A 13474-nucleotide genomic window follows, 5' to 3' on the forward strand; every position below is an offset into this window, starting at 1 on the left:
GGGCGTCGCGGCATGGGGCTCATGCTTGCGGCCTGACAGCAGCAGCGTGGGGGAAGTGCCCGGACCGTTACCCCTTCTCAAACACGCTCTAAGGCGGTCTGCGGTTCGACCTAAGGCATCCCCGAGAGGCGGATCCGCTGCACTCTTCCGATGCGCGGCCGGGGGCCTTAGAGCGAATCTGGAATCAGTCGGGAGAACAGCCCCGGCACAGACCCCGGAGGAGACCACCATGCACGCCGACCTCAGCGCCCAGGCCGCCGACCTCTACCGTGCCGAGGCCGAGCGTGTGGCCCGTCACGATCGTCTCGTCGCCTCGGTGAAGACTCGCGGGCCGGGGCTGCGCAGGCTGTGGGCGCGGATTCGGACACCGCGCTCCCACACCCTGGCCGCCTGAGGCCGGGGAGCCACGGCTCAAGGCCGTGAGCGAGGTGCCGTGTCGAGCGGGGTTCGACACGGCACCTTTCGTATGCCCGAACATATGCACGTGCCGAGGAATGTGCAGAATGACGTGCGGCGGAACGTGCGCAATTCACGTGCACGGTTTCGAGAATGCTAGCGCCATTGGGCCGGAATGTACACCGCGCGACCTGTGTGAATGCGAGCATCGAGGTTTGTCGCCTGCCTGGCGGGTATCCTGCCTGTTCATGGGGTCTTATTCTGGACTCTTTGAAGATGACCGAATCAATAATCTTGGCAATCCGTAATTCGGATGTCATGATGGTTCGTGTTGGGTGGTGACAAGTTGGAAATACGAATCCTCACCCCGGTCCCACAGATTCTGGTCGAGAACCGATCGGTCGACGTGGGTTCCCCCAAGGCCCGCCTCGTCCTCGCGGTACTGGCAGAGTCCGTCGGTCGTCCCGTACCGACCTCGACCCTCATCGACCGCGTCTGGGGCGAAGCACCGCCCGACTCGGTGCACACGAGTGTCTACTCCTATTGCAGCCGGATCCGGAGAAGCCTCAAGGACGCGGGCGTGCCGACCGACATCAAACGTCGGTCCAGTACCTACACCCTGGAGGTCGACCCCGACGCGGTCGACTGGCATCGGGCCCGGAACCTCTCCGACCAAGCACGCAAGCTCACCCAACGGGGAGAGCACGCGGCGGCATTCGCGCTCCTGGAAGAGGCCCTGGAGTTGTGGGACGGCGAACCCCTCACCGAGTTCGCCGGGGTGTGGGCGGATTCCCTACGGCGGCGCATGGCCCATGGGCACCGCCGTCTGCTCGGCCAGTGGGCGGAGGTGGGGCTCGTCCTCGGTGGTCCCGAAGAGGCCCTCCTCCGGCTGGAGGACCACCCTCGTGACGAGACCTTGGCGTACCTGCACATGAAGGCCCTGGAGATGTGCGGTCGGCACACCGAGGCGATCGAGTGTTACACCGAGCTACGGGAGCACACGGTCGCCGAGTTGGGCATCCAGCCCAGTCCCCGAACACGAGTGCTCTTCCAACGGATCCTTACCGAGGCCGACGGCGACGAAGGCCGATGGGCCGAACCCGTTCCCCTCGCGGAGCCCCGTCGAGAGGTAGTGGACACTCTTCGAGCCGACGTCTCCGACTTCCTGGGACGGGACGAGGAACTCGAAACCCTGCTCACCTCAGTGCGTGCTTCCGATGGCCGATCGACGGTGCACTTGATTCATGGCCTGGGCGGAGTCGGTAAGACGAGCCTGGCCGTGCACGCCGCTCATCGCCTGCGAGACGCCTTCGACGTCAGATTGCAGACCGATTTGACCGGAGCGAGTTCGGACCAGGTCCTCTTCCGCCTGTTACAGATGCTCGGGGTTTCGGGCAGCGGTATCCCCACAGAACCCGAGGCGCGTGTGGCGCTGTGGCGCAATCAGGTCGCGGGTCGGCGGGTGCTCCTTCTCCTGGACAACGCGGACCACCACGACCAGGTGGTGCCGGTGATTCCGGGGGCCGCTGGGAGCGTCGTACTCGTGACCAGCAGACGCAGCCTCGCCGGACTCCACGGCGCTCGTCGGCTGTGGCTACGACCTTTGGACGAAGAAGACGCTGTACGGATGTTCGCCGCCTTCAGCGGGCGTGACGTCGAGGAAGAGGGCGTGAGCCGGGTCGTGGCCTTGGCCGATCGGTTGCCGCTCGGGTTGTGGATCGCTTCGGCTCAGCTGAGGCGCCGGTTCACGTGGAGCCTGGACCGTCTCGCAGATCACCTTGAGAGGCATACGAGGGCGTCCGAGCAAGGTGCGGATTCGGAGGCTTTGGCGGTCTTCATCGACACCTACGAAACTCTGGACGTGTGGGCCCGACAGGTCTTTCTTTGTGTGGGTCTGCACCCCACGACGGTGGTTCCGGACCACGCGGCGGCGGCATCCGTAGGTGATTGGGACGAGACGGAGAAGGCCCTGGATGAGCTGATCGACGTCCATTTCCTGGACGAGGTCAGCCCAGGGCGTTACCGGATGCACGATTCCGTGAGGCGATTCGCCCGCCAACGTGCGGCTCGGACGATGTCCGAGCGACAGCGGTGGGAGGTGGAACGGCGCATCTTGGACTACTACCTGGCCACCGTGGACAACGCCGATCGCACGGCGATGCCGGGGCGCCAACGAACGGAGCGCCCGATCACGCGTAGTTCGGCCACTCCGGACTTCGAGAGCCCGAGAGAGGCACGAGAGTGGTTCGCGGACACCTTTCCATCGGTGGAGAGGGTCATTGAACACGCCCGGGAACGAGGGTTCACGGAGTACGTGGCGAGGATTCCATTGGCCATGGCCGGGCTCTTGGAGACCAACGGCCCCTGGGACCGGGCGGAAAAGCTCTTCGTCGAGGCGGTGGAGGCCTGGCGTGAGTTGAGTGATCCCCTCGGCACGGCGGACGCTCTCTACGAGTTGGCCGTCATGCGGTTGAAGCTGATGGATCGGGGTGAGGTCGAGGAACTCCTCGGTCGTGCGATCGCGCTGTGGGAGGAGTGCGGTCGTCGGCAGAACATCCCGTATGCCCGGGACCAGGTCGGTCTTCTCCACGCCGACCAGGATGATCACCTGCGAGCGATCTCCGAGTACAGGGCCTCTCTCGACGAGTTCCAGGATTTGGGGGACCAAAGGGGCATCGCGAAGGTCTACAACCATCTCGCGCTGAGTCAGAGCGAGACCGGAAGACACCATCGTGCTTCCAGCCACTTCCTCGTTTCCAAACAGCTCTACCAGGCGTTGGGGGATGAGCACATGGCGGCACGCGTGGCCATGAACCTCTTCCAGATGCGCTTCGGGGAGGGGCGTCACAGAGAAGCGCGGGCATTGAACGAGCGCTGTATGTGGGTGTTCCGGGCCTATGGTGACGCTCTCGGTATCGCGAGTACTCAGCACAACAGGGGACTTCTGGAGAGCTACCTGGGCAGGCATAGGGACGCCTACGACAGTTTCCAGTCGGCCCAGAGAGGGTTCTGGTCCGCCGGTGACGTCACGGGGATGATCAGGAGCAAGGTCGGTGTGGGAACCGCCCTGTTGGGTTTGGGCAGGATTCCCGAGGCCGAGTGGACCTTGTTGAACGGTCTCGAACTGGCCGAGATACATGACCTCGCCCTTCCGAGATCACCCCTTCTGCGAGCTCTCGGGGACGTGCGGTCGGCACAGCAGCGTCGTTCCGAGGCCGAGGTGATGTACCAGGAGGCCAGGGGAGTCGCCGCCAGCACGGGTGCGCATCAGAACGAGGGGATGTGCTGCTCACGTCTGGGAGACCTCAGCAGCTTGAAGGGCGACCCGGAAGAGGCGTTGGCGTACTGGGCGGAGGCGGTGCGGCACCTCGAACGGATGCCGACGCCCTACCTGGAGCAGGTGCGTTCCAAGATCAAGTGGTTCCAGTACGTAAGGGGCCAAGCGGTGGGTTAGGGACCTTCGGGAGGACTTTCTCCAACCATCTGCGGTACGGACAGATGTGTGGTTAAGGTGCCTGCTGGTACTGGAGCAATGTGGCTACCGGTGCTTATTTACCCCCTTCCCTGGAAAGTCCTGCCTTGTTCGCTTCGCAGAGCACCGTTGCCCCGGATCTGACCTCTCTTCCTTCACAGGTGTCCAGCGACGATCCGATACGCGTACACAAGTGATCTGAAAGCGGACATGCCTCGACAAGGTCCGTGCAAGGTCAGGGCTTGTCCGCGATGAGGTTTCCAAGTTCCCGGCAAGGTCTCCCACCAGCCCCTGTTCAGCCGGTCGGCGCAGGGTGGAACCCGGATTGAGTCATCAACCGGGAAGGTCCACAGGCGATGGGGCACACGCAGCACTGGAGACGAGACAATCACGGACCGGTCGCCCCGGTCACCCTGCGCACCGACAAGACGGTCGCGGTCGTGGTGGAGAACCACCAGGCCGGAGACCGGTTGGGAGACGTTGTCTCCCTCTTCGAACACGACCCCCGGATCCAGGTCGTGTACGTGTTGGCCCAGAACTCCAGGTTCTCCCCGAGCGCGGCGAGCTACCTGGAGCGGTTCGACGGGCTGCTCCTGACCTGGGAACAGGCCCTCCGGTACGACTTCGATCTCGCCCTCGCCGGTAACAACGGGCACAACAGCCACCTCGAACAGTTGCGGGCCCCGGTACTGGTCGTCCCGCACGGCATGGGGTTCAGCAGTGTGGTCCCCCCGGGTGCCGGGTTCGGGCCACCGCTCAGGAAGCCCCCCATCGTCGACGCGATCTACTCGACCCTGGTGCGTTATGGCCGGGTGTCGGCGGCGGCGATAACGGTTCCCCACGTGAACCACAGGCACACGATCGGTCGAGTGGTCTCCGAGGCCCTGGAGATCACCCACGTGGTGGGGGATCCGGCCTATGACCGGGCCACCTCTTCGGCTTCGGAACGAGACCGCTTCCGACAGGCCGCCGGTGTCGACGCGGACGAGAGGTTGGTCGTCCTGTCGACCACCTGGGGCGGGGAATCCCTGATCGGCATGGAGCCCGGCCTGGTCGAGCGGGTGATGACGGCACTCCCCGGCGACCACGTCGTGGCACTGCTCGTCCATCCCGGCGTATGGTCGGCCCACAGCCCGCGGCAACTCCTGGCTTGGCTGGCCGCCGCGCGTCGACGGGGTCTGCGGGTGTTGGAACCGAACTCCTCGTGGCTGGGGCTGCTCATGGCCGCCGACGTGGTGATCGGCGATCACGGCAGCACCACCTACATGGCCGCTGCACTGGGGAACCCCGTTCTGCTGACGGGAGGGGGCCTGGAGGGGGTGGCGCCGGGGTCCCAGTCGGAGGTGCTGTTGCGGATGGAACGGCGTCACGACCCGGAGCGGTCGTTGCCGGCGCAGCTGGAGACCGTGATCGGTCGCCACGACCCGGGCGTGACCGACCTCTACCGCTCGCTGCTGACCTCCGAGCCCGGTCGGGCCGCCGCGTTGGTGCGCGAGCTGATCTACCGTCTTCTGGGCCTCCCGGAACCGGGTGACACCGCCGTGCCGGCTCCTCTCCGCTCGCCCACCTTCTTCCACTACGGAACGGAGGACCGGTGAGAGCCCCGGCGGAGGGCTCGGCGCCCCGGGTGACGTGGTGCGCGGTCGAGTTGCGCTCGACTCGTGGCGGAAGCGGTTTCGTCGACGAACACCTGCTCGTGGTCGCGGACGGAGGGGTGGAGGACCGGTGGCTCCGGGCGGCCGACGTGGTCCTGTCCATCCAGCGGCACGCCGCGGACGCCGATCGGCTCCTGGACGTCCTTCCCGGGTGTGCGGTCGTGGCCGGGCCGGACGGAGGAATCCGCGCCAGGGGTTGGACGGACGGTGTTCGCCGGCGTCTTCCGTGCCTACCCTGGGAGGAATCGGGACAGGGCGTGGCGCGGCTGCTCGCGTCCTTCGCCCACGCTTGGTGGTCGTGGAATCTCATGGGGGCCGCACCGGGCCGTTGGCCGATCGGGTTCGACCTCACCCGTCCTCGTTGGGAGCCAGGGAGTCGAGTCGCCGTCGGGTTCCTTCGGTCCGAGGATCTGCGAGTGACGTGTAGATGGCGAGTGCCCGAGTGAGTTCCACGCGTGCGCCGTCGGCGTTCCCACTCATGAGGAACGCGTCGGCGCGCATGACCCTCAGCCCGGCGATCTCGGCGGAGGCGCCGACCCTCGTCGCCAGGGGGAGCGCTTCGTCCAGGTGTTCCTCCGCCCGCACCGCGTCTTCGAGCGCGAGGTGGGCGGCGGCGAGTTCGCCAAGGGTCCTGGCCCTCATGTAGGCGTCGTCGTCGGCGCCGAAACCCTCCAGAGCCCTCAGGAAGTAGGGAATGGCCGCTCGGTACTCGCCCGAGTCCCGGGTGGCCCTCCCCAGACGACGCAGCATGAGGGTGACCCCGCGTTCCGGACCGGTGGCCTCGTATATGTCGATCGCCTTCCGGAAGTGCGGTATCGCCCGGGCGGGCCTGCCCAGGTCCAACTCGCTCATCCCGCATCCCTCCAGGCTGCTGGCCGCACCATCGAGATGACCGATGCGCTCCCACAGTTCCAGGGAACGGTGGTAACCGCCGTAGGCCTCCTCCGGGTCTCCCATGCTCCGTTGGGCGTCGGCCAGGGCCAGCAGCATGCAGGCCTGCACCCCCGCGTCTCCGAGTGCGTCGCCGGAGGCCAGACCGATTGTGTAGCACTCGTGCCAGATCAGGTAGTGCCGTCGCAGGGTGAACAGGTTGCGGAGGGTCTCGCACAGCTGCCAGCAGGTCGAGTGACGTCCGCTGTCATGGGCGGCGTGCACGCAGGACCGCAACGAAGGCAGTTCCTCCGATAACCAGTTCAGGGCATCGTCATGGGTGTCGAAGTCACGGACGGGTGTGCGATCGAAGACCGGTGCCAGAACCCAACGATGGGGGTTGATCGTCCGGTCGGCCGCGGCGGCGGTGGTCAGGTAGTACTCCAGCACCCGGTCCAGTGCTTCCTCGATCTCCTCCGCCGGCTCATCCTCTTCTGCCCGGGCGCGGGCGTGTAACCGGATCAGGTCGTGTTGACGGAATCGGCCTCCGGGGGTCTCCTCCAGGAGGTTGGCCGCCACCAGATGGTCCAGGCGGTTCTCGGCGTCGGACGGGTCCGTGGCCAGCAACGCCGCGGCGACCTCGACGGTCAGGTCGCGGGCCGGCAGCACCCCCGACAACCGGTACAGACGTCGGTCGGGCTCGGACAGCTCCCGATAGGAGGTGGTGAACACGCTGTCCACGGAGAGCTCCCGGGTGTGGCTGAGCGCGGCGAGACGCTCGCCCTCGTCGGTCAGACGCGAGACCAGCCGGTCCAGGGGTTGGTGGGGGCGCAGGGCGAGACCGCTGACGGCGGCGCGCAGGGCCAGGGGGAGCCGCCCGCACAGGCCCACGAGCCGTCGGGCCGAGGTGGGATCGTCGCCGGCGCGGCCGTCGCCGAGCATGCGCGTCACTAGTTCGAGGGCTTCGTTCTCACCCAGCGGCCGGATGTCCAGGAACTCCGCGCCGTCCAATCGCAGGCCGGTCAGGTGTAATCGTGTGGTCACCACGACCAGGTGCCGTCCCTGTCCCGGGGTGAGCGCCCGGACCTGGGCCGCCGACATGGCGTTGTCCAACAGGAGGGCGATCCGTTTCCCGTGGGTCCGGCTGCGGAAGGCCGCCGCCCGGGTGTCGAAGGAATGGGGAATCGCGGCGGGTTCGGTCCCCATGGCCCGGAGAAAGGCGTCCAGGACGTCCGAGGCGTCGGTGGGTCCGGACTCGGTGAACCCCTGGAGGTCGGTGTACAGGGTGCCGTCGGGGAAGTGCTCCGCGATCGTGTCGAGGAAACGGGTGGCCAGGGCGGTCTTGCCCACGCCTCCGGGACCGGTGAGCACCATGATCCGTCCGTGTCCCTCACTGGCGACCTCGTGCCGAAGGGTCTCCAGACGACGGAACTCGGTCGCACGGTCGGTAAAGATGCGGGGCGGCATCGGCAACTGTCGGGGAACGGGGTCGGAGCCGGCCGTTACCAGGTGCACGGAGCCGTGGATGGTCCCGGTCTGGATCACCGTTCCGCCGTGCACGGCCCCCGTGGTGTTGTCGACGGGGGTGCGCCGGTCACCTTCCTGAGGGGGCATGAAGGAGCTTTTCTCTCGACATCGACAGAGGGATCGACAGAGAGGGTTGTGCCCCAGGACGTCGGATGTATTCCTTTGCTGGACGGGAGAGGGGAAAGTAAGAGAAGTTCCCAAAAGGCGGCAAAGGGTTTGAATCAGGGACGGAGAAGCAGTGTTCTTCCGGTGTGTTCGGGAACGACGGAGGTGCGTCCAACTGTGGGAGGTCTTGTGGAGATCACCGGCATCATCAGCGCACTCATCGTCGGCATCATCATCGGTGCCCTGGGGCGGCTCATCGTTCCCGGCAAACAGCACCTGCCGATCTGGCTGACCTTGGTCCTGGGCATCGTGGCCGCCTTCCTCGGCGGGTGGATCGCCAGCTTCTTCACCTCCGCCTGGCTCCTGGTCCTGATCATTCAGGTCCTGGTGGCGGCGGGAATCGTCTACCTCGCCGACGGGATGTATTCGAAGAACACGGGCAAGACCGCCTGACCGGCGGCACTCACCCGCGCTCACCCGCGACTCTCAACCCGAGGTCACCGGATCCGATCCGGTGGCCTCGGCCACGTGTACGGTCCGACCGGAGTGGGCGGACTCCTCGGCGGCGGTCAACACCGCCACGACGTCGCGGCCGAACCGCAGGTCGCACGGATCGCCCCGATCCCCGGCCGCCTGGGTCAGCAGTCGGTCGATCGCGGATCCGAAGGCCTCCACGGCGCTCCGATCACCTCCGGGGACCGAACGCCAACCAGGTTCCCCATAGAGGTCGATGTCGAACGCCTTGGCCGCGGGGGCCGCGTCCAGGGTGACCGAGAAGGATCCGACGGCCCCGCCCCGGTGGTGGGTCAGCAGGTGCACGCTGTCCCGGGGGCCGTTCAGCGCGGTGACCTCCACGACCGGCCCGAGCACGGGCAGCACCACCGAGAGCAGGTGCGGCCCCACGTCCCACAGGCCGCCCTTCTCCCGACGCCAGGGCGAAGCGCCGTAAGGGTTGCCCGGCTGGAAGATGGAGGCGAACAGGGTGGCCCGGGCACCGTGCCAGCCACCTTCGGTGGTCGCGGTGCGCAGGAACTCGTTCACGTTGTCGGAGAAGCGGTTGGTGAAGAACACGACCGAGGCCGACCCACGCGACTCGACCTCGCTCACCAGGGCGTCGGCCACGTCCAGACCCAGGGACACCGGTTTGTCCAGCAGCAGGTGACGGCCGGCCCTGGCCGCTCGCAGCGCGAGGTCCCCTTGGATGTTCGGCGGCAGGGCGATGGCGACGGCGTCGACATCGGTGATGAGCGCGTCCACGTCGTCGTAGGGTCGGGTGCCGAGGTGTTCGGCCAGGTGAGCGGCCTTGGCGGGGTCTCGCCCCCACACCCCGACGAGCTCCGCCTCCGGGTGCGCGGCCAGCGCCGCCCCTTGTGTCTCGCGGGCCCAGTAACCGGTGCCCAACAGTCCGAATCGCAGTCCCATGCGTCCCTCCCAGATCAGGAATCAACCTTGAGCACCTTGACGCATGGGAACGCTCCCAACAAGGGGGAGGGGTAGATTGCCCGCATGGCCCACATCGCCTTCTTCGCCCCCAACGGTTCCGGACACGTCAACCCCCTTCTCGGACTGGCCACCGAGCTCGTCCGGCGCGGACACCGGGTCACCTTCGCCGCCCCCGAGGCCTTCGCCGACCGGATCATCGAGACCGGCGCCGAACACGTGCCCACCCCCACGACCTGGCAGGGACAAGGTGAGTCACCCCAGATGCACGGCGCGGAGCTGATCCGCGCCATGGGCTCACTACTGGAAGAGATCAAGGTCGTCCACGCCGACCAGGTCGATCGGGAGGCTCCCGACCTGGTGGTGCACGACGCCACGCTGGCCTGGTGGGGACGGCTGCTCGCCCACCGTTGGGGCGTCCCGACCGTCGAGAACTGGCCCAACCTGGTGAGCAACAAGCACTGGTCGCTGCACCACGACCACACCAGGATCAACCCGCTGAACCCGCGCTTCCTGCTCACCGTGTTCCGGATGATCCGCTACGCACGCTCCCAGGGGTTCGCCGACGGGGGCGCGTTCATGATGGGAACCGGTGCCGCGTTGCGCCTGGTCACCCTGCCCAAGGCCTTCCAGTACGAGGGCGAATCCTTCGCCGACACCCACCTGTTCGTCGGCCCGGCCCTGACCGGCCGCTCCTTCCAACAGGAGTGGACCCCGCCCAACGAAGACCCGGTCCTGTTGGTCTCGTTGGGCACCGCCTACAACGAGCGCCCCGAGCTCTACCGGGAGATCGCCCGCGCCGCACAAGGGCGCCCCTGGCACGTGGTCATGTCGATCGGGGAAACGGATCCCGACGCCCTGGGCGACCTGCCACCCAACGTCGAGGTCCACGCCCAGGTGCCCCAACTCTCCGTCCTGCGGCACGCCACCGTCTTCGTCACCCATGCCGGCATGGGCGGCACCATGGAGGGCCTGGCCAACGAGGTGCCCCTGGTCGCCCTGCCCCAGATGGCCGAGCAACGCGCCAACGCCGATCGGATCCGACAGCTCGCGCTCGGGCGTGCCCTGGATCCGGACACGGTCGACGGCGACTCCCTGTGGCGGGCGGTGGAGGAGGTCGCCCACGACCCGAACGTGCGAGAACGCCTGCGGTGGATGCGTGATCGGATCGACGAGGCGGGCGGCGCCGGGGCCGCCGCCGACGCCGTCGAAGGGCTTCTCGACGAAGGAGCGGACCTCGCCTGACGTGGCCGGATGCGGACGCCGGCCCCGTTGCCGTCATCGACGAATCCACAGGTCGTTCGGGCTTTGGTCGATGAATGGTCATCGCGGCGCCCGGTACGGATTCCGTAATCCCCTGGTGGAACCCCTTGTCCTCCACCATCATGGATTCTCTGGGATCGAGTGCCGAGGCACGGGCCGGAAAGAGGGAGCCGGCCCACCTCGGCCCGAGGGAGGGAAGCGAGCGGCGGGGGGCGAACACCCCACGCCGAGCGCGGCGTTCCCGCCTGTCCACTGTCGATGAACACTCCCCGAAGTTCACCGGACCCAAGTTTTTCCGTGGTCCGACGCACCCCGCATGCTCTGCGCTCACCATTGAAGGGGGACGATGTGGTGAGACTTGACCCGATGAGCCTTGACCCCGAGCCGACCGTGGACCGGGAGGCGCTCGAATCCGTGTTCGCCGACCACCTGTCCGAGGCCGCGGTCCGTGCCGCCGCCCTCATCTGCGGCCGATGGAACCTGGCCCTGCCCGACGAATCCACTCACCTCGACCTTCCCGTCTTCACGGACGCGACGGACGCCGGGAACTGGATGGCCGCCAACACCGAATCCCTGGTCTCCTGTGCCCGTGGGGCGAAGGAGAGCCGGAACCACCTGACGGTCTGCCGGATCACGGAGTCGTTGGAGGTCCACCTGCGCGGAACCGGCCGCGCACCGGAACTGGTGGAGCTGCTGCGCGCCGCGTCGGCCTCCGCCCGCGACATGGAGGACACGGCCTGGGAGGCCCGCACACGCAACCTGCTCGGACTGACGCTGCTCGAAACCGGGGAGCTCACCGGCGCCGACCGGGAGTTCGAGGCCGCCCTGACCCTGGCCGACGCCGATGAGGACGACCGCGGACGTGCCGCCGCCTTGGAGGGTCGGGGCATCGTGGCCCAGCGGGACCGCCGGGACGACGCGGCGCTGTCGCTGTTCGAACGCGTCCGCCCCCTCAAGGTGGCGTTGGGGTGGCCGCACGGGATCGCCGTCCTCGAATTGCTGGTCGGTCGCTCACTGCTCAACTCGGGCAGGTTCGAGCACGCCATGGAGCGCTTGGACGTGGCCATGGCGGTCTTCGCCGGTACGGGTGAGGACGCCGTACCGGACGAGGTGAACGCGGCCAAGGTCCGATCGGAACGTGGCCGGGCGTTCATCGCCGCGCGCCGCTTCGCCGACGCCCGCGAGGAGTTGCACGAGGCACGAGAGGACTTCGAGAAGTACGACCAGGTCTCGTCGTTGGCCCGTGTGTGCGAACTCCTGGCCGGTCTGGGGCAGTTGAACCGGGAGGACGACTGGCGTGGGCACCTCGTGGAGGCGGAACGCCTCTACGAGCGGATCGGCGACACCACCGCCGCCGAACGGGTCCGCCGCCACCTCTAGGAGTTCGCGCTCCCGCGGGGTTTTCGCGGGAACCTCCCTTGACAGCGTGTGGCCGGGCGTTGACGATGGGGCGACTGCAACCGTTTGCAGCAATCTGGCCTCAGGGCCGGTGCGCATTCGGAGTGCGGTCGGGTCACACGGCCGGTGCGGACGACCCCGCTGATATCCCCTGACCCCCACCGGCAGAGAGGCACCCCCATGTCCATCCAGCGCAGGAGACGACCCGCCACCCCCGTGGCGATGGCCGCCGTGGGCGGCGCGGCACTGCTCGCCGGGGCCTGGTTCGTGGTCCCCGGTCAGCAGGTCGACGGAGAACTCACCTCGGGCTCGGACCCGCGGACCCTCGCCGACCCGCACAGCGAGACCCCCGTGGGCTACGCCGCCATGAACGGCGGCACCACCGGCGGTTTCGGCGGCGACGGCGTCGAGGAGTACGTCCTGAGCGAGTACGCCTCCTGGAGTGCGGAGAGCACCCCGGGCGAGGCACTGTACGAACTCCTCAACGACCACGACGACGGTGGCGACGGAGTGGTCGTCCACGTCGACGTCACGGTCACCGCAGACCAGGTCGACGAGCAGAAGATCGACGTCAAGGACCTGGCCAACGTGTCCATCCTCGGCGTCGGCGACTCGGGTGAGTTCGACGGGATCGGCTTCAAGGTCACCCGTTCGGAGAACGTCGTCTTCCGCAACCTGAACATCCACCACGTCTCCCAGGGCGAGGGCGACGCGCTGGAGGTCACCGAACAGAGCTCCAACGTGTGGATCGACCACAACGACTTCAGTAGTGAGAAGGAGGGCGTCGACAAGGACCACTACGACGGCCTGGTCGACATCAAACACGGTTCCGAGTACGTCACCGTCTCCTGGAACCGGTTCAGCGACCACTGGAAGACGTCGCTGGTCGGCCACAACGACTCGGCCGACGCCGCCCCGGACCTCATCACCTACCACCACAACCACTTCAGCAACCTCAACACCCGTGTGCCGCTGATCCGGCACGCGGACGTGCACATGCTGAACAACGTGTTCGAGGACATCGACGGTTCGGCGATCAACGCCCGTATGGGTGCCCAGGTGCTGGTCGAGGGCAACCACTTCGACAACGTCGGCTCCGGTGACACCGACAGCCAGGACGGCCAGATCGAGGGTCCGGTCGGCTGGTGGTACGGCAGCTCCGAGACCGGCTACTGGAACCTGGTGGACAACGAGTTCACCAACGGCACCCCGCACGAGCACCTGGAGTCGACCACCGACTTCACGGTGCCCTACGACTACACCGCCCAGAGCCCCGCGGACGCCAAGGCGGACGTCGAGGCCTACGCGGGCACCGGGGTCATCGACACCACGTCCTGACCCGGCCCGA

9 protein-coding genes are annotated in these 13474 nt (G+C 67.2%); 7 read left to right on the forward strand and 2 right to left on the reverse strand.

The window, feature by feature from the left end; genetic code table 11:
* Window positions 1-229: 229 nt before the first annotated feature.
* From ABZ717_RS23100 to ABZ717_RS23110, 3 genes are all read left to right on the forward strand, one after another.
* On the forward strand, window positions 230-394 hold the full coding sequence (locus tag ABZ717_RS23100) for a hypothetical protein (protein ID WP_358513890.1): 165 nt from the start codon (window positions 230-232) through the stop codon (window positions 392-394).
* Between the two features lie 348 nt (window positions 395-742).
* On the forward strand, window positions 743-3850 hold the full coding sequence (locus tag ABZ717_RS23105; protein ID WP_358513892.1) for a BTAD domain-containing putative transcriptional regulator: 3108 nt from the start codon (window positions 743-745) through the stop codon (window positions 3848-3850).
* A 374-nt stretch (window positions 3851-4224) separates the two neighbouring features.
* Window positions 4225-5466 (forward strand): hypothetical protein, encoded by a 1242-nt coding sequence (locus ABZ717_RS23110; protein WP_358513894.1) that lies wholly within the window; start codon window positions 4225-4227, stop codon window positions 5464-5466.
* 405 nt (window positions 5467-5871) lie between these two features.
* Here ABZ717_RS23110 and ABZ717_RS23115 read toward each other — a convergent pair whose 3' ends face one another.
* On the reverse strand, window positions 5872-8007 hold the full coding sequence (locus ABZ717_RS23115; protein WP_358513896.1) for a tetratricopeptide repeat protein: 2136 nt from the start codon (window positions 8005-8007) through the stop codon (window positions 5872-5874).
* A gap of 207 nt (window positions 8008-8214) precedes the next feature.
* On the opposite strand from ABZ717_RS23115, the gene ABZ717_RS23120 reads away from it, so the two are divergent.
* Window positions 8215-8478, forward strand: coding sequence for a GlsB/YeaQ/YmgE family stress response membrane protein (locus ABZ717_RS23120; RefSeq protein WP_358513944.1), 264 nt, complete (start codon window positions 8215-8217; stop codon window positions 8476-8478).
* Window positions 8479-8511: 33 nt separating this feature from the next.
* Here the strand turns inward: ABZ717_RS23120 and ABZ717_RS23125 are convergent, their stop codons facing one another.
* Window positions 8512-9447 carry a Gfo/Idh/MocA family oxidoreductase gene (locus ABZ717_RS23125; RefSeq protein ID WP_358513898.1) on the reverse strand — a complete coding sequence of 312 codons (936 nt, stop codon included), beginning with the start codon at window positions 9445-9447 and terminating at the stop codon, window positions 8512-8514.
* A gap of 84 nt (window positions 9448-9531) precedes the next feature.
* Here ABZ717_RS23125 and ABZ717_RS23130 point away from each other — a divergent pair, with 84 nt between their 5' ends.
* The 3 genes from ABZ717_RS23130 to ABZ717_RS23140 all read left to right on the forward strand — a co-directional run bounded on the left by ABZ717_RS23130 (window position 9532) and on the right by ABZ717_RS23140 (window position 13464).
* Window positions 9532-10710, forward strand: a complete 1179-nt coding sequence (locus ABZ717_RS23130; protein ID WP_358513900.1) for a macrolide family glycosyltransferase — start codon at window positions 9532-9534, stop codon at window positions 10708-10710.
* Window positions 10711-11094: 384 nt separating this feature from the next.
* Window positions 11095-12108, forward strand: a complete 1014-nt coding sequence (locus ABZ717_RS23135; RefSeq protein ID WP_358513902.1) for a hypothetical protein — start codon at window positions 11095-11097, stop codon at window positions 12106-12108.
* Between the two features lie 198 nt (window positions 12109-12306).
* Entirely contained in the window at window positions 12307-13464 is a 1158-nt protein-coding gene (locus tag ABZ717_RS23140; protein WP_358513904.1) for a right-handed parallel beta-helix repeat-containing protein, read from the forward strand.
* The last annotated feature ends 10 nt before the right edge of the window (window positions 13465-13474 follow it).

The sequence above is a fragment of the Nocardiopsis sp. NPDC006832 genome (assembly GCF_040635885.1).
Taxonomy (GTDB): Bacteria; Actinomycetota; Actinomycetes; order Streptosporangiales; family Streptosporangiaceae; genus Nocardiopsis.

Bases quoted from the DNA above. Each gene is read 5' to 3' on its own strand.
- ABZ717_RS23100 (WP_358513890.1), top strand. From the start codon at position 230: ATGCACGCCGACCTCAGCGCCCAGGCCGCCGACCTCTACCGTGCCGAG.
- ABZ717_RS23110 (WP_358513894.1), top strand. From the start codon at position 4,225: ATGGGGCACACGCAGCACTGGAGACGAGACAATCACGGACCGGTCGCC.
- ABZ717_RS23115 (WP_358513896.1), bottom strand. From the start codon at position 8,007: ATGCCCCCTCAGGAAGGTGACCGGCGCACCCCCGTCGACAACACCACG.
- ABZ717_RS23125 (WP_358513898.1), bottom strand. From the start codon at position 9,447: ATGGGACTGCGATTCGGACTGTTGGGCACCGGTTACTGGGCCCGCGAG.
- ABZ717_RS23130 (WP_358513900.1), top strand. From the start codon at position 9,532: ATGGCCCACATCGCCTTCTTCGCCCCCAACGGTTCCGGACACGTCAAC.
- ABZ717_RS23135 (WP_358513902.1), top strand. From the start codon at position 11,095: ATGAGCCTTGACCCCGAGCCGACCGTGGACCGGGAGGCGCTCGAATCC.
- ABZ717_RS23140 (WP_358513904.1), top strand. From the start codon at position 12,307: ATGTCCATCCAGCGCAGGAGACGACCCGCCACCCCCGTGGCGATGGCC.